The 16698-nt window shown below is 60.6% G+C and carries 17 protein-coding genes and 1 pseudogene; 11 read left to right on the top strand and 7 right to left on the bottom strand.

Features of this window, described 5'->3' with window-relative positions:
* Positions 1 to 11 precede the first annotated feature (11 nt).
* A complete protein-coding gene (locus tag ACZYR5_RS08240; RefSeq protein WP_489089177.1) occupies positions 12 to 467 on the top strand; it encodes a YiiD C-terminal domain-containing protein in 456 nt (151 codons plus the stop codon).
* Between the two features lie 448 nt (positions 468 to 915).
* Here ACZYR5_RS08240 and cysQ read toward each other — a convergent pair whose 3' ends face one another.
* Positions 916 to 1743, bottom strand: coding sequence for a 3'(2'),5'-bisphosphate nucleotidase CysQ (gene cysQ, locus ACZYR5_RS08235; protein WP_489089176.1), 828 nt, complete (start codon positions 1741 to 1743; stop codon positions 916 to 918).
* Positions 1740 to 2306: an ADP compounds hydrolase NudE gene (nudE, locus tag ACZYR5_RS08230; RefSeq protein ID WP_027617280.1), complete on the bottom strand. Its 567-nt coding sequence runs from the start codon at positions 2304 to 2306 to the stop codon at positions 1740 to 1742. The genes cysQ and nudE overlap by 4 nt, the downstream gene beginning before the upstream one ends.
* Positions 2307 to 2394: 88 nt before the next feature.
* On the opposite strand from nudE, the gene yrfG reads away from it, so the two are divergent.
* Positions 2395 to 3057 (top strand): GMP/IMP nucleotidase, encoded by a 663-nt coding sequence (gene yrfG, locus ACZYR5_RS08225; RefSeq protein ID WP_489089175.1) that lies wholly within the window; start codon positions 2395 to 2397, stop codon positions 3055 to 3057.
* A gap of 51 nt (positions 3058 to 3108) precedes the next feature.
* On the opposite strand, the gene lysM is transcribed toward yrfG, so the two are convergent.
* The gene (gene lysM / locus ACZYR5_RS08220) at positions 3109 to 3549 is read right to left on the bottom strand and encodes a peptidoglycan-binding protein LysM (protein WP_489089174.1); all 441 of its coding nucleotides are present in this window, start codon (positions 3547 to 3549) and stop codon (positions 3109 to 3111) included.
* Between the two features lie 136 nt (positions 3550 to 3685).
* Here lysM and ACZYR5_RS08215 point away from each other — a divergent pair.
* The 4 genes and pseudogenes from ACZYR5_RS08215 to ACZYR5_RS08200 form a co-directional block, all read left to right on the top strand.
* Positions 3686 to 3874: pseudogene (locus tag ACZYR5_RS08215) on the top strand (LysR family transcriptional regulator); the annotation flags it as partial.
* Between the two features lie 131 nt (positions 3875 to 4005).
* On the top strand, positions 4006 to 4845 hold the full coding sequence (gene fdhD / locus ACZYR5_RS08210) for a formate dehydrogenase accessory sulfurtransferase FdhD (RefSeq protein WP_489089173.1): 840 nt from the start codon (positions 4006 to 4008) through the stop codon (positions 4843 to 4845).
* Positions 4842 to 7190 carry an FdhF/YdeP family oxidoreductase gene (locus ACZYR5_RS08205; RefSeq protein ID WP_489089172.1) on the top strand — a complete coding sequence of 783 codons (2349 nt, stop codon included), beginning with the start codon at positions 4842 to 4844 and terminating at the stop codon, positions 7188 to 7190. Before fdhD ends, ACZYR5_RS08205 begins: the two co-directional genes overlap by 4 nt.
* A 199-nt stretch (positions 7191 to 7389) precedes the next feature.
* Positions 7390 to 7884, top strand: a complete 495-nt coding sequence (locus ACZYR5_RS08200; protein ID WP_489089171.1) for a glycine zipper domain-containing protein — start codon at positions 7390 to 7392, stop codon at positions 7882 to 7884.
* A 55-nt stretch (positions 7885 to 7939) separates the two neighbouring features.
* Here ACZYR5_RS08200 and ACZYR5_RS08195 read toward each other — a convergent pair whose 3' ends face one another.
* Positions 7940 to 8368, bottom strand: a complete 429-nt coding sequence (locus tag ACZYR5_RS08195) for an acyl-CoA thioesterase (protein ID WP_489089170.1) — start codon at positions 8366 to 8368, stop codon at positions 7940 to 7942.
* An 87-nt stretch (positions 8369 to 8455) separates the two neighbouring features.
* Complete coding sequence (locus ACZYR5_RS08190; RefSeq protein WP_489089169.1) at positions 8456 to 10405, bottom strand: RecQ family ATP-dependent DNA helicase; 1950 nt, start codon at positions 10403 to 10405, stop codon at positions 8456 to 8458.
* A gap of 400 nt (positions 10406 to 10805) precedes the next feature.
* On the opposite strand from ACZYR5_RS08190, the gene ACZYR5_RS08185 reads away from it, so the two are divergent.
* The 4 genes from ACZYR5_RS08185 to ACZYR5_RS08170 all read left to right on the top strand — a co-directional run bounded on the left by ACZYR5_RS08185 (position 10806) and on the right by ACZYR5_RS08170 (position 13104).
* A complete protein-coding gene (locus tag ACZYR5_RS08185; RefSeq protein ID WP_489089168.1) occupies positions 10806 to 11090 on the top strand; it encodes a hypothetical protein in 285 nt (94 codons plus the stop codon).
* Between the two features lie 80 nt (positions 11091 to 11170).
* Positions 11171 to 12301 (top strand): hypothetical protein, encoded by a 1131-nt coding sequence (locus ACZYR5_RS08180; RefSeq protein ID WP_489089167.1) that lies wholly within the window; start codon positions 11171 to 11173, stop codon positions 12299 to 12301.
* A gap of 86 nt (positions 12302 to 12387) precedes the next feature.
* Positions 12388 to 12684, top strand: coding sequence for a hypothetical protein (locus tag ACZYR5_RS08175; RefSeq protein WP_489089166.1), 297 nt, complete (start codon positions 12388 to 12390; stop codon positions 12682 to 12684).
* A gap of 66 nt (positions 12685 to 12750) precedes the next feature.
* Positions 12751 to 13104: a DUF1493 family protein gene (locus tag ACZYR5_RS08170; RefSeq protein WP_489089165.1), complete on the top strand. Its 354-nt coding sequence runs from the start codon at positions 12751 to 12753 to the stop codon at positions 13102 to 13104.
* 60 nt (positions 13105 to 13164) lie between these two features.
* On the opposite strand, the gene ACZYR5_RS08165 is transcribed toward ACZYR5_RS08170, so the two are convergent.
* Together ACZYR5_RS08165 and hslO are read right to left on the bottom strand one after the other, a co-directional pair.
* Positions 13165 to 14706: a phosphoenolpyruvate carboxykinase gene (locus ACZYR5_RS08165; protein ID WP_027617268.1), complete on the bottom strand. Its 1542-nt coding sequence runs from the start codon at positions 14704 to 14706 to the stop codon at positions 13165 to 13167.
* 179 nt (positions 14707 to 14885) lie between these two features.
* Positions 14886 to 15788, bottom strand: a complete 903-nt coding sequence (gene hslO, locus ACZYR5_RS08160; protein WP_489089164.1) for an Hsp33 family molecular chaperone HslO — start codon at positions 15786 to 15788, stop codon at positions 14886 to 14888.
* Between the two features lie 100 nt (positions 15789 to 15888).
* Here hslO and ACZYR5_RS08155 point away from each other — a divergent pair, with 100 nt between their 5' ends.
* Entirely contained in the window at positions 15889 to 16689 is an 801-nt protein-coding gene (locus ACZYR5_RS08155; protein WP_489089163.1) for a phosphatase PAP2 family protein, read from the top strand.
* Positions 16690 to 16698 lie beyond the last annotated feature (9 nt).

The raw sequence follows: 16698 nt of genomic DNA, 5'->3' as shown, positions 1-16698 counted from the left end.
GAGGCCCCTGCATGAACCGCGACAGCCGTTATCTGGAATCGATCCTGCACCACGACATTCCCCTGACCCGGGAGATGGGCCTCACCGTGCTCGACTGGCAGGACCAGCAACTGCGCCTGCAACTGCCGCTGGCAGCCAACGTCAATCACAAGAGCACGATGTTCGGCGGCAGCCTTTATTGCGGCGCGGTACTGGCGGGCTGGGGTTGGTTGCATCTGCGCCTGCGTGAAGCCGGGATCGAGGACGGTCACATCGTGATCCAGGAAGGCCAGATCAGCTACCCGCTGCCGGTCACCGGCGACGCAATTGCACTGTGCGATGCACCCGATGCGACGGTGTGGAAGAAATTTCTGGCGATGTACCAACGGTATGGCCGCGCCCGCCTGACCCTGCAGACGCGGATCGTCAATGCCGGGAGTGATGAGTCTGCGGTGACCTTTAGCGGGCAGTACGTGTTGCATCGCTGAGGGTCCGGCTTCGCGCCTCTGGGATAGGCCTGTAGGAGCTGGCTTGCCAGCGAATCACCACACCCAGGTCCATCAGGCATACCGCCTTCGCCGGCAAGCCGGCTCCTACAGGTTTTGTGCAATCACGCACACGCCGCAAATCTGTAGGAGCTGGCTTGCCAGCGAATCACCACACCCAGGTACATCAGGCACACCGCCTTCGCCGGCAAGCCGGCTCCTACAGGTTTTGTGCAATCACGCACACGCCGCAAATCTGTAGGAGCTGGCTTGCCAGCGAATAGCACGCCAAGGTACATCAGGCACACCGCCTTCGCCGGCAAGCCGGCTCCTACAGGTTTTGTGCAATCACGCACACGCCGCAAATCTGTAGGAGCTGGCTTGCCAGCGAATACCACGCCAAGGTACATCAGGCACACCGCCTTCGCCGGCAAGCCGGCTCCTACAAATCTCAAGCCCGCGCCAGTTCCAGCAACTTTTCCCGCCAGACTGCTCGCGCTGGCAACGCCAGGAAAAAGCCATTGAGCAACGACTCCCGCGGCGGATAGCTGAACGGCGCGCCGCTCAAGTCCAGCACCTCGCCACCCGCACCTTCGAGTACGCCTTGGGCCGCAGCGGTATCCCACTGCGAAGTCGGGGCCAGGCGCGGATAACAGTCCGCCGCGCCCTCGGCCAGCAGGCAGAACTTCAGCGAGCTGCCGATATTGGCCAGGTGCAATTCACCCAATGCAGCACTCAAGCCGGCGAGCAGGCGTTCCTGCTCAGGGCTGGAATGACGCCGGCTGGCGACCACCGTGAAGGATTCGCCTGAAGCAGGTGCCGTGCGTACCTGAATCGTCGTGGCCTCCTCGCCCCGGTCCGCGCGCCAGGCGCCTAGGCCGCTGCCACCGACGTAATACCGGCCACTGGTGGGCATCGATACCACGCCGAACACCACGCGGCCGTTCTCGATCAAGGCGATATTGACCGTGAACTCTTCACTGCCGGCAATGAACTCCTTGGTGCCATCCAGCGGATCCACCAGCCACCAACGCTGCCAGCCGGCGCGCACGGACTGGGGAATGTTCGCGTCTTCTTCCGAAAGCACCGGGATGCTCGGATCCAGCGCGGTCAGGCCGGCAACGATCAGGTGGTGCGCCGCCAGGTCGGCAGCGGTCACCGGTGAATCGTCGGCCTTGGTCAGCACGTCGATACCGCTGCGCCAGAACGGCAGGATCGCCTCGCCGGCGCGCAAGGCCAGTTCGACCACTGGCGCCATCAATGGATGGGGAAAATTCATGGCTGGAAGGCTCCACGCTGGGTCAACAGGTCACGCGCCAGGTAGAGTGCCGCCAAGGCCCGGCCTTCGGTGAATTGCGGATTCTGCGCCAGCGCCGCCAGCTCGCGCAGATTGACCCGATCAACGCGCATCGGCTCCGGCTCGTCGCCTTCGAGTCGTTCTTCGTAAAGATCGGTGGCCAGCACCACCTGGATTTTCTGGCTCATGTAACCCGGCGACAGCGACAACTCGGTCAAGTGTTCCAGTTGCCGTGCGCCAAAGCCGGCTTCTTCCTTGAGCTCGCGCTCGGCGGCGGCCAGCACATCCTCGCCCGGCTCGATCAAGCCCTTGGGCAATGACATTTCATAGGCATCGGTACCGCCGCAGTATTCCTCGACCAACACCGCGTGGTCGGCATCGAGCATCGCCACGATCATCACCGCGCCATAGCCAGCGCCCTTGCCAACCAAGCGCTCATAGGTGCGCTCGACGCCATTGGAGAAACGCAGCTGGACCGCTTCAACGCAAAACAGACGGCTGGTGGCGACGATTTCGCGGGCGAGGACTTCGGGTTTCTGGCGCATGGCGGCTCCTTGACGTGAACGGGTTACTATACCCGGCCTGCCCTGATTGTTTATGTCGGATATTTGTTTACCGCTGGAGAAGTCCGCGATGCCCACACTGCCCTGGCGCGACATCGATACCGTTCTGCTGGATATGGACGGCACCCTGCTCGACCTGCACTACGACAATCACTTCTGGATGGAGCACCTGCCCCAGCGCTACGCCGAACTGCATGGCATCAGCCGGGCGATGGCCGAACTGGAAATACAGCCGCTGTTCGAGCGCAACGCCGGCCAGTTGCAATGGTATTGCCTGGATTTCTGGAGCAGCGAGCTGAAACTGCCGGTGCGCGAGCTGAAGCTGGAAACCGCGCACCTGATCGCCATGCGTCCGGACGCCGATACCTTTCTGGCGGCGATCAAGCGGGCCGGCAAGCGGGTGATCCTGATCACCAACGCGCACCGCGATTCGCTGTCGCTGAAACTGGAGCGGATTGAACTGGCGCCGTACTTCGAACGGCTGATCAGCTCCCACGACTACGGTTTCCCCAAGGAAAACCGGCAATTCTGGGACGCCTTGCAGGCCGACATCGGCTTTGATCCGAGCCGCAGCCTGTTCATCGACGACACCCTGCCGATCCTGCGCAGTGCACGGGATTTTGGCGTTGGGCATTTGCTCGCGGTCAGCGTGCCGGACAGCCGCAAGGCGCCCAAGGACACAGCCGAGTTCGCCGCGGTGGGGGATTATCGGCAGTTGATCGAAGGGCTCTAGCGACAGCTCTCCCACAGGGCGCTTGGCACTCTGCGGGAGACGCTGGATGGCTTACTCGGGAATACGCAGGGTCTGCCCTGGATAGATCTTGTCCGGGTGCGATAACAACGGTTTGTTGGCTTCAAAAATCTTGTTGTACTGATTGGCGCTGCCATACACCGCAAGAGAAATCGCGCTCAAGGTGTCGCCCTTCTTCACCACCACAAAACGTGCTGCGGTGACCACTGGTCCAGTTACGGTGATCTGGTCGTCGACACTGCCGACGCCAGCGATGTTACCCACCGCCAGAAGGATTTTTTCTTTCTCTTCCTGACTGGCGACTTCGCCGGTCACAGTGACCTTGTCACCCTCTACCGTGGCCTGCACGTTGGGATTGCCCAGGCCGACCTTGCTGATGTGCTCCTTCAACTGCTCGCTCGCATTGGCGTTACCCGGTGTCAGCAGATCCAGCAGTTTTTCGCCTGCTTCTTTGACAAAGCTCAAAAGACTCATGGTGCACTCTCCTTGGGTTTCATTGGTCCGGTCGCAAAAGCCTAGACCAACTCTACGCCACGCGGCTGCCAACCGACCAATGACGCAGGTCAAGCCAGCCGCTAGAATCCGCACTCCAGCGCGCCGAGGACCGAAGATGGACATCAAACAACTGAAATTCCTCATCGCCCTCGACGAGACCCGGCATTTCGGCCAAGCCGCCGCGCGCTGCCACATCACCCAGCCGACCCTGTCGATGCGCTTGCGCAGCCTCGAAGAAGAACTCGACTTGCCGCTGGTCAATCGTGGCCAGCGCTTCGAAGGCTTCATCGCCCCGGGCGAACGGTTTCGCCTTTTACCAACGATCAACCACAAGCGCTTGATCGACGCCATCTATCGGTAGATCAGTAATAGCGATTAGACGCGACACTTTGTCGCGCATAGGCTGGAAGCTGGACAATCCGCCGGTAACGCCCCATGAATACCAAGCGCCCGACCTGCGCGGCGCCCGCTGCCGAAACGGCCGCGCCCGCCGCCAGTCAGAACTACCAGTACTGCAACCTGGATCGCAACGAATCCGCCGACACCGCGCTGGCGGAAGAAGTGGCGCTGGCCATCGCCTACAACGGCATCAGCCAGGCGGTGATGCTGGTGACCCCCAGCGATCTGCAGGACTTCATTGTCGGCTTCAGCCTGGGCAGCGGCATCGTCAGTGAACTGGCGGACATCTACGACATCCAGCTCAGCGGCAGTGGCTCGGCGCAATACGCCCAGGTCAACATCGCCAGTCGCGCGTTCTGGCAGCTCAAGCGCCAGCGCCGGCAACTGGCCGGGACCAGCGGTTGCGGGCTGTGCGGGGTCGAGGCGGTGGAACAGGCCCTGCCTCAACTCGAGGTGTTGCCCGGCGCGCCCTTGCCGCCCGCGCAGTGGCTAGACGGTCTGCGCCAGCGCATCAGCGCCTTCCAGCCGCTGGGCCAGCACTGCGGCGCCGTGCATGCGGCGGTGTTCATGAACGAACGTGGCGAGCTGCTGCTGGGCCGTGAAGACATCGGCCGGCACAACGCCCTCGACAAGCTGATCGGCGCCCTCGCCCGGCAGAACATCCCGACCGCCGGTGGCCTGGCGATTGTCACCAGTCGCTGCAGCCTGGAGCTGATCCAGAAAGCCCTGCGCGCCGGGATCCAGACTCTGGTCAGCCTGTCGGCACCCACCGGCCTGGCCGTGCAATGGGCGCGCCGACACAACCTCAATCTCATCCATTTACCCCAGAAAAACGCCCCACGGGTGTACAGCCCGGCGTCGGAGAATCAAGCGTGAGTCAACACCGTCAAGCCGACCAGACACCCGTTCCGCGTTACAAACCCTATAAAGGTCCGGCCGGTGGCTGGGGCGCGCTGAAAAGCGTTGCCCAGGCCTGGTTGACCAGCGACAACGCGCTGAAAAACCTGCGCATGATGCTCAAGACCAACAAGAACGGCGGCTTCGATTGCCCGGGCTGCGCCTGGGGCGACTCGCTGGAAGGCGGCATGGTGATGTTCTGCGAGAACGGCGCCAAGGCGGTCAACTGGGAAGCCACCAAGCGTCGGGTTGATCCGGCGTTCTTCGCCAGACACAGCGTCACCTCGCTGCTGGCGCAGAGCGACTACTGGCTCGAATACCAGGGCCGTATCACCGAGCCCATGCGCTACGACGCCGAGACCGACCGCTACCAGCCCATCAGCTGGGACGCGGCCTTTGCCCTGATCGCCAAACACCTGCGCGGCCTGTCGAGCCCCAATCAGGCCGAGTTCTACACCTCGGGCCGAGCCAGCAATGAAGCGGCCTTCCTTTATCAGTTATTCGTCCGGGCCTACGGCACCAACAACTTCCCCGACTGCTCGAACATGTGCCACGAGGCCAGTGGTGTGGCGCTGTCGCAGAGCGTGGGCGTGGGCAAAGGCACGGTGACCTACGACGACTTCGAACACGCCGATGCGATTTTCGTCTGGGGCCAGAACCCCGGCACCAACCACCCACGCATGCTCGAACCGCTGCGCGAAGCAGTGAAGCGCGGTGCGCAAGTGGTGTGCATCAACCCGCTCAAGGAACGCGGCCTGGAACGTTTCCAGAACCCGCAGAAACCAATCGAAATGCTCACCAACGGCGACAAGCCGACCAACACCGCGTACCTGCGCCCGGCGCTGGGCGGCGACATGGCGTTGATGCGCGGCATGGCCAAGTTTCTCCTGCAATGGGAACGCGATGCGCAAAAGGCTGGCGCGCCGGCGGTGTTCGATCACGCCTTCCTCAACGAGCACAGCGTCAATCTGCTGGACTACCTGGCCGCCGTCGACGACACCCCGTGGGAGCAGATCGTCCAGCAGTCGGGGTTGACCCTGGTGGAAGTCGAACGGGCAGCCCGCATGTACGCCACCGGCACCAAAGTGATCATGTGCTGGGCGATGGGCATTACCCAGCATCGTCATTCGGTGGCGACCATCCAGGAAATCGCCAACCTGATGCTCTTGCGCGGCAACATCGGCCGCCCTGGCGCCGGCCTGTGCCCGGTGCGTGGCCACAGTAACGTGCAGGGCGACCGCACCATGGGCATCAACGAACGGCCACCGGCAGCGTTCCTCGATGCGCTGGAGAAACGTTTCAAGTTCAAGGTGCCACGGGACAACGGCCACAACGTGGTCGAAGCCATCCACGCCATGCTCGAAAAGCGTTCGAAAGTGTTCATCGCCCTCGGCGGCAATTTCGCCCAGGCTACACCGGACAGCCCACGTACCTTCCAGGCCTTGAGCAACTGCGAGCTGACGGTGCAGATCAGCACCAAGCTCAACCGCAGCCACCTGGCCCATGGCAAGGACGCGTTGATCCTGCCGTGCCTGGGGCGCACCGACATCGACCTGCAAACCGAAGGCGCGCAAGCGGTGACAGTGGAAGATTCGTTCAGCATGGTGCACGCCTCCAATGGCCAGTTGGACCCGCTGTCGCGGCAAATGCGTTCGGAACCGGCCATCATCGCCGGCATCGCGGCCGCCACCCTGGGCGAGACACCAGTGGACTGGAATTGGCTGGTCGGCGATTACCGACGTATCCGCGAACTGATCGCCGAGACCCTCCCGGCCTTCAAGGACTTCAACCAGAAGATCGAGAATCCGGGTGGCTTCTACCTGGGCAACAGCGCCGGTGAGCGACGCTGGAACACCGCCTCCGGTCGCGCCAATTTCCGCCCCAACAGCCTGCCGCTCGATTTGATCCACGAACGCAGCCGCGCCTCCGGCCAGGCGCCGGACCTGATCATGCAGTCGATGCGCTCCCACGATCAGTACAACACCACCATCTATGGTCTCAATGATCGTTATCGCGGGGTCAAAGGCCAGCGTGATGTGCTGTTCGTCAACGAAGCCGACATCATTCGCCTGGGGTTCAAACCGGGGCAAAAGGCCGATATCGTCTCGCTCTGGGACGATGGCGTGGAACGGCGGGTGAAGGGCTTCACGCTGCTGGCGTTTGATATTCCGGCGGGACAGGCAGCCGCCTACTACCCGGAAGTGAACCCGCTGGTGCCACTGGAGAGCATCGGCGATGGCAGCCATACGCCGACCTCGAAATTCGTCGCGATCCGTCTGGAAGCGGCCAGCGACAGCGGCTTGATCCTGAGCAAGTCAGCGTAAAAAACGCCCACAAAAAAGGCCGCTTTACGGGGAAAGCGGCCTGTCTCAAGTAACCATTGACCCGCGAAAATCCATTAAGTTCCGTCGATAAAACAATAACTTAGCTAATTGTGCACAAGTCGTGTTACTCGTCGGATTCCGATTGTAACGATGCTGTCACAGCCTCAGGATCGCCTCGTCATCCCTTTGAGGCTCCTGTATGAAGTTCTCCTCGATTCTCTTGTTGTCCCTTGGCCTGATCAGTGGCGTCGCGTCAGCTGGAGGCACCACTGAAGCAGGTGTGGGCGGCGCATTGGGCGGGGTTCTCGGCTCAGTCGTCGGTCAGTCGCTGGGCGGCAATACCGGCTCGACCATTGGTGCCGCACTGGGCGGTGCGGGTGGTAGTGCGGTGGGTGCCAACAAACACAGCCGTGGCGAAGCAGCCATTGGCGGCGCGCTCGGCGCGGCAGGCGGCAACGTGGTGGGCCGCAGCGTCGGCGGCAGCACTGGCAGCCTGATCGGCGCCGCTGCCGGTGGTGGCGCCGGTGGTGCGCTGGGTAACTACATGGGCAACAAATACGACGACGAAGACCGTGATGACGGCCGTCGCTACCGCGGTGGTCATGACGACCGTCGCTACTACCGCGATGGCCACCATGGCCGCGGTCATGCCTACGGGCATCGCAAGCACAAGCATCGCTACTATCGCGACTGATGAATCAGTGAATTGCCAAACGAAAATCGCAGCCCTCGGGCTGCGATTTTTCGTTTTACACCAGCCGCTGCAACGCCTCACGCAACTGGCCAGGAATCGGCACTGGCTGATTCGACGACCGATCGACAAACACGTGCACAAAGCGCCCTGCCGCGCAGGCGTCCTCCTCTCCCGCCTTGAACACCGCCAATTCGTACTGCACCGAACTGTTGCCCAGCTTGCCAACGCGCAGGCCGATTTCGATGCGCTCGGGAAAGGCAATCGAGGCAAAGTAATCGCAGGCCGAACTGACCACGAAGCCGACCACCTCACCGTCATGGATATCCAGGCCACCGACTTCGATCAGGTAGGTGTTCACCGCCGTGTCAAAGAAGCTGTAGTAGGTCACGTTGTTCACATGTCCGTAGACGTCGTTGTCGTGCCAGCGCGTGATGATCGGCTGGAAGTGACGGTAGTCGGAGCGTTGCGGCATGCGGTCGGTCATGGGATCTCCTGGCAATGAATGAGCATTCGGCGATCACCATAGTCAGGCCGCCACGCTTTTTGAAGGGATAACCCTGATGGTCGCCATTCAGCCGCTGGATGCATTGGCCGCCAGATGGCTCTGGGCCCAGGCCCGCACCTCGGCATAGGGATAGTCCTCCAGCGCCGCAAACCCTGGAATTGCCCTGGCCTTGAGCTGGGTGAACAGCGGCACGCTGATCCCGCAAAGGAAGCGGGTCAGCCGTTCTGCGCCCGGCGCCTGGCCGCAGTGGCTTTGGTGCTTGTGGATAAAATCGCCGCACAAGGCCGCGAAGTTTTTATCCACAAGCGCCGGCAACGTCGGCGGTGCTGGCAAGTGGGCCACCTGGCCTCGGCACACCGAACAATGCCCGCAACGTTCGGGCGCATTGTCGTCACCAAAATACTGCGCCAGCCGCTGGCCGAGGCAACGCTCGGTTGCAAACAGATCGAGCATCGCGTGGATCCGCGCGATTTCCGTGCATTCGTGGCGGGTGAAGTAGGCGAACAGCTCAAGGCTTAGTGCCCGCGCGTCGAAGTCGCTGCGCAGCAGGCTGTAGACCTCGGTCATTTGCCTGCTTTCCAGTTCCACCCAGCCCTTTTCCTGGAAGTAATCCAGAGCCTTGACCACACGGCTGCGCTCGGCCTGATGCTGCAGGTACAGCGCGTCGAAATTCACCGTGGCCCAGGTTCGCTTGCGGTCGGATGTCTGGATGACGGCTCGGACAAACTCCCGACGCTCGCCCTCGAACCGCGCGAGCAAATCCTCCGGCTCCAGCAGGTACTTGAACCGGTACTCGGCAAAGTAGGCATAACGCGGTGCTATCAAGCGCTTGAGTTCAAGCTGCACCAGCAAGGTCTTGAGCGGCAACTGACGGATATTGCTGTGATCGGCCAGCGGCCCCAGCAGAAATTCCCACTGCCCATCCGGCGCGGCCGCCAGCAATTCATCCAGCACATGGCGGATGCCATCCAGTTCCGGGGTGTCGCCATAGACGAAGTTTTCCAGGACATTCAGGCTGTCGCGATTGGCCAGCACCAGGCAATCCGAAGGCTGCCCGTCACGTCCGGCACGGCCGATTTCCTGGCTGTAGTTTTCAATCGATTTCGGCAGGTCGAAGTGCACCACATTGCGGATGTCACTCTTGTCGATACCCATGCCGAAGGCGATGGTGGCGACGATGCAGTTGGACTCCCCGGCCATGAATCGACGCTGGATGGTCTCGCGCTGCTCATGGGGTAAACCGGCGTGGTAGGCCTGCGCCTCAAGCCCGTTGCGGCTCAGGTATTCGGCAATCTGCTCGGCGGTTTTCTGCAGGGTCACATAGACGATGCTCGGCTGACCTGTGCGTTCGGTCATCCATTCCAACAAACGACGCCGCTTGTCCTGGCCGTGCACTGGCTCCACCAGCAAGTTGAGATTGGGCCTGTAGAAACCGGTCGTCACCACATCGCCGGGAGCAATGGCGAACCGGGCCTGCATGTCAGCAATCACCTGCGGCGTGGCGGTGGCGGTCAACAGCAAGGCCTGGGGGATATTGAACTGGTGCTGGTAGTCCGGCAGCTTCAGGTAATCAGGGCGGAAGTTATGCCCCCACTCGGAGATGCAGTGCGCTTCGTCCACCACCAGCAGCGAGATCGGCACCTGCTGCAGGAAGTTGCGAAAGCGCTCGTTCTTCAGGCGTTCCACGGAAATCATCAGGATCTTCAATTCGCCGCTGCGAGCGCGCGCCATCACTTCGTTGGCGTCGTCACGGCTCTGTGCCGAATCGATACTGCCGGCGGCAATCCCGTGGCGCTGCAGGAACGCCAGTTGATCCTGCATCAGCGCCAACAGCGGCGAGACCACCAGCGTCAGGTGCGGCAACAGCACGGCCGGCAATTGATAACACAGGGACTTGCCTGAACCGGTGGGGAAAATCGCCGCCGTCGAACGGCCGGCCAACACTGCGCTGATCGCCGCCTCCTGACCGGGACGAAACTGTGGATAACCAAAGACCTGCTGGAGGGTGTTGTGCATAAGCGGTCACTCCGTTGACGGCTGCGGTGCCGAAAGCCTAGCGGGCGAGCGCAACACGTCGAGAAAAGCTCGGGGTAAAAAAGATACTGGATGATACAGGGAGAGTGTCCGACAGCTCGCTGTGCCTGGACCTACAAACATCGTGCACCCGAATACGAAATGCCTTACTTCACCAGACTGAAGTTCGGCGCAGCTGACTGCATAACGCCTGACACCCTCGTATGAAAACCGAACGCTGGGTGCCTGAGAAAAATCCTTCCGAAAGGACTGTAGTCCGATCAGCGCAAAACCCGTAAACCCCCTACAACCGCCGTCCATATGCACTCTATTGCTGCGCTCTGGCGCCACTCCCTATAGTTCTGCGCCATGGACTTAGCGAACGTTTCCCGGACCCACAGCCATGACAACCCTCACATCTCCCAGCGAACGCTATCGGCCTCTGACAGCGACTGCGGGCGATAGCCCGGTACTGGTCATCGATACCCAGGCCACCTGTGACACCCTGCTCGACGCTGCCCAGCAACGCATCCGCGCCGCCAGCGAACTGTTGGAAACGCTCTATTGCCTGTGTTTCGACCAGGTCGATAGCAAAGACATGGCGCATGTCGTCAGCGCGCTTTACCTGCTGACGCAAGATGGCAGTGATTTACTCGACGCTGCTCAGCTGCAACTTACACAACAATAAACCTGCAACAATTAACACCTTTTATAATCAACCAAACACACCTAGCCTGAACAATCATTGATTATATAAAGGCTCACTTCATGACCACACTAACCGTGTATTTTTGCGGCACCAGCTCGACCAGATTTGACTATAAGAACGAGACCTACTGGAACGGCGAACTTGTTTCGACGTTGGCCGCCAACTCCCTCGGCAGGGAATTTGCCGAATGGATAGTGGTTGACGGCCCCGGCTCGAGCAATCTTCAGGCCGATGAACAGTTCTTCAAATCCGAACACTATGGAATCTCTGGAACCCTGTTTGGCCGTGGTTGGGATGAAAACGTCAAACACGCCGTACAAATCGCCAAAGGTCAATATTCCTGGGAACGCATCGAGCTCACAGAGGATGAATACCGGCGACTCAAGGATGCCGGAATCCCCATTGAAGATGTTCAAGTTGAGGGTTCGTGGCTATGGCGCAAATACAACTACGGCAACCGCGCTGTGACCCAGCAGAAGTTACAGGAGCAAATTATAAAAACCTTCCGCAAAGATGGATTAATTCCAACTACCGTCAACTTGGTAGGCTGGAGCCGCGGCGCGGTCAGCTGTCACATGATGGCCAACCAAATGCTCAACGACGAAGAACTGAAAAATGTCCCGGTCAATATATTCGCCATTGATCCGGTGCCCGGCCCGATGAACTACAAGGACGAGCGCGCATTGCTCGGCGCCAATGTCAGGGAGTATGTTGGCTTCTTTGCCCGCGATGAACGCTCAAAGGGTTTTTCCTGCCTTATCCCGCGAACCCACAGCAGCACCCGCACCCATATCTACCCGATGGCCGGACGTCATGCCACCCTGGTCGGCAACGCCGCCGCCAATGGCAACAAAGGGCCGAAAATCCTCGCCGCCCCTGGCCTGATCGTTCGCCACTTCGCCGAAACCTGCCTGCAGCGCTGGGGCGTCAAGCTCGACAAGACACTCGAACTGTCCAAAGCCGAACTGGAAAATCATCACAACAGCCTGAAAAACGATGACGCGAAATACCTGCAGATGCGCAAGGAGTCGTACACCTATTTCACCGAACTGGATCAAGGCGAGCGCTACGTTACCCATGGCAAGGACGGCATCGCATTTTCCAAGGTGCAAGGGGGTCACATGAGACCTGCAACCGGTCTGTCGGCCAGCCTGACGCTGGAGGCATCGAGCTACCAGGAAATCCGCTGAGTGGCCGAGTCACCCCTTTCGATCATTCCCACCGATGGCGCGGGAATGATCCTCACAGATCCACGCCTGCACCGAGGAAGTTCTCAGTGACCACACTGAACCCGTTTACCACCCGCTTCCGCGCACTGCGCAGCAACCTGGACGACACCCCGATCCTGCTGATCGACACGCAAACCGACCCACAGGCCATCCTCGAAGTCGCCCTGCAACGCATCCGCGCTGCCAGCGACCTGCTCGACACCCTGCACCGCCAATCCTTCAGCCACGCAGACATCAAGGACATCGCCCACCTCACCCGAGCCCTGCGCCTGCTGACGCTGGACGGCCGCGACCTGTTGCAGGTCGCCCAGCAGCGGTTGCTCGACGGGCAGGCCCCGGGCTGACGGCCGGGCTTTGCACCAGGTCTCCCCACGCTCTACCATCCAGCCCTACCCCGGACGGATCGCACCATGAATCTCGCTCCCCACTTCCCCGACGACCGTGCCATGCACCTGCTCATGCAGTTGCTGCACGAAGAGCTCGGCCTGCCCGAGCGCAAAACCATCAGCCTCGGGACCTGCGTCAATTTCGACCTTGGCTGTGACGGCTCCGATGCCCGGCTGTTGATGGAGACCCTGGAAGAACAGTTCGACGTTGACCTGAATGACTTCGACAGCCATCGCTACTTCCACCCCGAAGGCCAGGACCTGTCTCTCAAACGCCGCGCCAAGGGTCGTGGCGAAAAGCTGCCGCTGACCATTGGCATGCTTTATCAACTGATCAAAACCCAGCATTGGGACACCGCAGAGTTGGAAAGCCTGTAAGGGCGCAGGCATAAAAAAACCGCCCCGGAGGGCGGTTTTTTCATTGCATCAAAGCAACCCTTACAGCTGTGGACCCGCAGCCTTGATCGCGTCGCTCACGTCGAACTTCTTGAAGTTCTCGATGAACAGGCCGGCCAGTGCTTTGGCGGCTTCGTCGTAGGCGGCTTTGTCAGCCCAGGTGGTGCGCGGGTTCAGCAGCTCGGTCTCAACACCCGGTACGGCTTTTGGCACGTCGAGGTTGATGGTGCCCAGGTGCTCGGTCTCGGCACCGACCAGTGCGCCGCTCTGGATCGCTGCAATCACTGCACGGGTAGTCGGGATGCTGAAACGCTTGCCCGAACCGTAGCCACCACCGGTCCAGCCAGTGTTGACCAGGTAGACCTTGGAGTTGAAACCACGGATGCGCTTGATCAGCAGTTCAGCGTATTCGCCAGCTGGACGCGGGAAGAACGGAGCGCCGAAGCAGGTGGAGAAGGTCGACTTGATGCCGCTACCCGAACCCATTTCAGTCGAGCCCACCAGAGCGGTGTAGCCGGACAGGAAGTGGTAGGCCGCTTGTTCTTCGTTGAGGATCGACACAGGCGGCAGTACGCCGGTCAGGTCGCAGGTCAGGAAGATCACCGCGTTCGGCTCGCCGCCCAGGTTCGCTTCCGAACGCTTGGCAACGTGCTCCAGCGGGTAGGCCGCACGGCTGTTCTGGGTCAGGCTGACATCGTTGTAGTCGGCGTGCTTGGCATCGTCGATCACGACGTTTTCCAGGACCGCGCCGTGCTTGATGGCTTTCCAGATGACCGGCTCGTTCTTCTCGGACAAGTCGATGCACTTGGCGTAGCAGCCGCCTTCGATGTTGAAGACAACGCCTTCGCCCCAACCGTGTTCGTCGTCGCCGATCAGGTAACGGCTTTCGTCAGCCGACAGGGTGGTCTTGCCAGTGCCGGACAGACCGAAGAACAGGGTCACGTCGCCTTCTTCGCCGATGTTGGCGGCGCAGTGCATTGGCAGCACGTCGGCAGCTGGCAGCAGGAAGTTCTGCACGGAGAACATGGCTTTCTTCATTTCACCGGCGTAACGCATGCCGGCGATCAGCACTTTCTTCTGCGCGAAGTTGAGGATCACACAACCGTCGGAGTTGGTGCCGTCACGCTCTGGCACGCATTCGAAGTTGGCCACGTTGAGGATCTGCCACTCTTCACGGCCAGCCGGGTTGTACTGGGCCGGGTTGATGAACAGGCAACGACCGAACAGGTTCTGCCAGGCAGTCTGGGTGGTCATCTTCACGGCCAGGTAGTGATCAGCCGCCGCGCCTACATGCACGTGGGAAACGAAATGCTCTTGAGCGTTGTTGAACGCCTCAACGCGGTCCCACAGGGCATCGAACTTGTCGGCCGGGAACTTGCGGTTGATTGGGCCCCAAGCGATGGCGTCCTGGGTGCTTGGCTCTTCAACGATGAAACGGTCAACTGGCGAACGGCCGGTACGGTGACCGGTGCGAACAACCAGCGCGCCAGTATCGGCAAGCTCGCCTTCACCGCGATTGAGGGCTTCTTTAACCAGATCATCAACACTCAGATCGGTGTAAACGGCGTTATTGGCTTGCGTCATGAGGTTCCCCGTCGGCCATTGGCCGAGTGCTCCGAACGTTTTGTAGTAGAAAGTCCTGCACTACTACCGCGAAAAAAGTGGGCCGGATTATGCCAGAAAAGCCTGAAAAGAGTAGAGTCCTCCCGTCAGTACGGCGCAAATCCGGCGCAAAGCAGTGAATTCACCTGCGCTGAAGCGTTTTAGTGCCGAGTATCCGATGGTGTATCCACACCCGCTCCGGTGAACAATTGGGCGATATCGGCCGAATCGAACAGGTAGCGCTGGTTGCAGAACTGGCAATCGATCTCGACGCTGCCGCCATGTTCGACCGCCAATGCCTGGGCATCTTCCTGCCCCAGGCTGACCAAGGCATTGCCCGAACGCTGACGCGAACAGCTGCAATGGAAACGCAATTTCTGCACATCGAACAGGCGCACCTGCTCTTCGTGGTACAGGCGATGCAGGACGGTTTCGTTGTCCAGGCTCAACAGTTCATCGGCCTTCAAGGTGCCGCCCAGGGCGGTCAGGTGCTGCCAGCTAGCGGCGCGCTCCTCTTCATCCTTCAGGCGATCGGCCGGCAATTGCTGCAGCAGCATGCCGCGGGCACGGCGGCCATCGGCGCACAGCTGAATGCGAGTGCCAATCTGCTGGGACATGACGAAATAGTTGGTGAAGCAATCCGACAGCGTTTCGCCGTCGAGATCGACCACGCCCTGATAACGCTGGCCGCGCACCGGATCGACAGTCAGGGTCAGTGAGCCGTCGGGCATCATGTCGCCGAGCGTCGCGCCCGCAGCGATCTTCGCTTCGTCATAACGCGCCAGACCACGGATCTCACGCTCGCTGGAACACTCGATCATCAGCAGCGGAATCGGCCCTTCGGAACGCGCCTGGAGAATCAGCAAGCCATCGAACTTGAGGGTGCCAACCAGCAGCGACGCGGCCGCCATCAGTTCGCCAAGCAATTGCGCAACCGGCTCCGGGTAGGGGTGTTTGGCAAGGACTTCGGCGTAGCTACGCTCCAACGCCACCAGCTCGCCGCGGGTGTCGCTGTCATCGAAGATGAAGCGTTGGGTGAAGTCGGTATCCGGTAGATCAGTCATAGGTCTGGGTATCTGAAGTAATGACAAAGTGTGTCCAAGAGCCGAAAATCACGCTATCGCACTGTTTTGGTGCGTGATTGACTGCCATGGGAGGCATTTTATGAACAATCCGAGTCTGTTCCAAGCAAGGTGGGACCTCGGCCGATTGACGCTGTGTAATTTGATCCCGCTCGCTCTGCTGAGTTTCTGGTTATGGCCTGCGGGACAAATGCTGTGTGTAATTTTCGACGAATGGCTTTTTCACCTACTCAATGACCCATTGGCCAGCAGCGCCAGCTGGTTGCATGTCTGGGCAATCGCCAGCCTGCGCCCCTTCGACGCGGTGGTCGGGGTGATCCTGCTGGCGCTGCTGATACGCGGCAACTGGGTGTTCAAGGCCGGTGACGTGCGCCGGGCATTTTTTGGGTTCTTCGCCATCCTGCTGTTGATGCTGGTGATCCGCACGCTGTTCTCCAAAGTCGCCGCCCACCTGGGCTGGCAGCATCAGAGCCCATCGATGGTGATCGCTGGCGCCGTGCAAATGAGTGACTACTTCCCCGGCCTGGAAAAAACCTGGGAGCTCAAGGACCGTTCCAGTCAGAGCTTCCCTGGCGATCATGCGTCCGTGCTGATTATCTGGGCGCTGTTCATGGGCCTGTTCAGCCGTACCCTCGGGCAACGGCTGGTGATCTGGGGCCTGGCGCTGCTGTTCATGCTGCCGCGCCTGGTGGCGGGGGCGCACTGGGGCCAGGACGATTATATCGGCGGCCTGTTGCTGGCAGTCTGGGCCTTGGGTTGGGGCTATTACACACCCTTTGCCGCAAAGGCCGCGGAACTGTTAATGCGGCTGACAGCGCCACTTTTCAAGTTGTTGGACAAATTACCGCTGGTTTCGCGGATGAGTGTGGTGCGCAGCGCCTGACAACTCCCT

It is taken from the genome of Pseudomonas sp. F007 (assembly GCF_057814275.1).
Note: the sequence above shows the minus strand (reverse complement) of the source record. Positions and strands in the feature narration are given on the sequence as shown.

What these genes read in the sequence shown, in the direction of transcription:
- ACZYR5_RS08240 (WP_489089177.1), top strand. Translation starts at nt 12, where the DNA reads ATGAACCGCGACAGCCGTTATCTGGAATCGATCCTGCACCACGACATT.
- cysQ (WP_489089176.1), bottom strand. Translation starts at nt 1,743, where the DNA reads ATGAATTTTCCCCATCCATTGATGGCGCCAGTGGTCGAACTGGCCTTG.
- nudE (WP_027617280.1), bottom strand. Translation starts at nt 2,306, where the DNA reads ATGCGCCAGAAACCCGAAGTCCTCGCCCGCGAAATCGTCGCCACCAGC.
- yrfG (WP_489089175.1), top strand. Translation starts at nt 2,395, where the DNA reads ATGCCCACACTGCCCTGGCGCGACATCGATACCGTTCTGCTGGATATG.
- lysM (WP_489089174.1), bottom strand. Translation starts at nt 3,549, where the DNA reads ATGAGTCTTTTGAGCTTTGTCAAAGAAGCAGGCGAAAAACTGCTGGAT.
- fdhD (WP_489089173.1), top strand. Translation starts at nt 4,006, where the DNA reads ATGAATACCAAGCGCCCGACCTGCGCGGCGCCCGCTGCCGAAACGGCC.
- ACZYR5_RS08200 (WP_489089171.1), top strand. Translation starts at nt 7,390, where the DNA reads ATGAAGTTCTCCTCGATTCTCTTGTTGTCCCTTGGCCTGATCAGTGGC.
- ACZYR5_RS08195 (WP_489089170.1), bottom strand. Translation starts at nt 8,368, where the DNA reads ATGACCGACCGCATGCCGCAACGCTCCGACTACCGTCACTTCCAGCCG.
- ACZYR5_RS08190 (WP_489089169.1), bottom strand. Translation starts at nt 10,405, where the DNA reads ATGCACAACACCCTCCAGCAGGTCTTTGGTTATCCACAGTTTCGTCCC.
- ACZYR5_RS08185 (WP_489089168.1), top strand. Translation starts at nt 10,806, where the DNA reads ATGACAACCCTCACATCTCCCAGCGAACGCTATCGGCCTCTGACAGCG.
- ACZYR5_RS08180 (WP_489089167.1), top strand. Translation starts at nt 11,171, where the DNA reads ATGACCACACTAACCGTGTATTTTTGCGGCACCAGCTCGACCAGATTT.
- ACZYR5_RS08170 (WP_489089165.1), top strand. Translation starts at nt 12,751, where the DNA reads ATGAATCTCGCTCCCCACTTCCCCGACGACCGTGCCATGCACCTGCTC.
- ACZYR5_RS08165 (WP_027617268.1), bottom strand. Translation starts at nt 14,706, where the DNA reads ATGACGCAAGCCAATAACGCCGTTTACACCGATCTGAGTGTTGATGAT.
- hslO (WP_489089164.1), bottom strand. Translation starts at nt 15,788, where the DNA reads ATGACTGATCTACCGGATACCGACTTCACCCAACGCTTCATCTTCGAT.
- ACZYR5_RS08155 (WP_489089163.1), top strand. Translation starts at nt 15,889, where the DNA reads ATGAACAATCCGAGTCTGTTCCAAGCAAGGTGGGACCTCGGCCGATTG.